Source organism: Pseudomonas syringae group sp. J309-1 (assembly GCF_032582135.1).
Classification (GTDB): Bacteria; Pseudomonadota; Gammaproteobacteria; order Pseudomonadales; family Pseudomonadaceae; genus Aquipseudomonas; species Aquipseudomonas quasicaspiana.
Genome location: NZ_JAWHNU010000126.1, coordinates 1 through 735 on the forward strand (window position 1 = coordinate 1; position 735 = coordinate 735).

The 735-nt window shown below is 52.1% G+C and carries 1 protein-coding gene; it reads right to left on the reverse strand.

Features of this window, described 5'->3' with window-relative positions; genetic code table 11:
* Positions 1 to 707: transposase (locus RX972_RS29035; protein ID WP_316880727.1), on the reverse strand; the 707-nt coding region annotated here is incomplete at its 3' end.
* Positions 708 to 735: the final 28 nt, after the last annotated feature.

The following is a 735-nucleotide window of genomic DNA, read 5'->3' on the forward strand; positions in this document are numbered from 1 at the left end:
CGCATCATCCGGGCATCACTTTCAGTGCTAATAAATTGCGTGATTTGCAGCTCTTGCATCAAGGCCTGGCAGGTCACGTTATCCGCGCGTTTGGCGGTCAGTTTTTCCAGTACGGTTTTAACGGCGCCTCGATCAACAACTTCCTCGTTTTCGTCACGATCTGCACTGTCCAGATCCTTCAAGTACTGCGCTATTCGTCGATCCAGTTTTTCCTGATCGCGCTTGAGATGCTTGGTGCTGATATGCCGACGGGCCGACGCGACAGCCTTGAACTTGCTTCCATCGATGGCAACCAGGTCACCTTTGACTAAACCGACAGTTCGGCAAAACTGAACAAAAGCTCGGCAAGTCGCAGAGAACGCGGTCGAATTGTCTTTGCGAAAGTCGGCGATGGTTTTGAAGTCCGGCTTAAGGCGATTGAGCAGCCACATGACTTCAATGTTTCGTTGGCATTCAGCTTCAAGCCGCCGCGAAGACCGCACACGCTGGAAATAGCCGTAGATGTAGAGTTTGAGCAGGTCGGCGGGGTCATAGGGCGGACGTCCATTGCCCTTGGGAATGGCTTTATCGAATCCCAAGACCTTGAGATCAAGACGCGATACATAGGCGTCAATCACCCGAACCAAGTGGTCTTCCGGGATGACTTCATCAATCGACACCGGAAACAGGCTGGTCTGGTTTCGTGATTCGCCTTGAATGTATGTCATGGAAAATGCCCCGCATCTTTCGATGCGG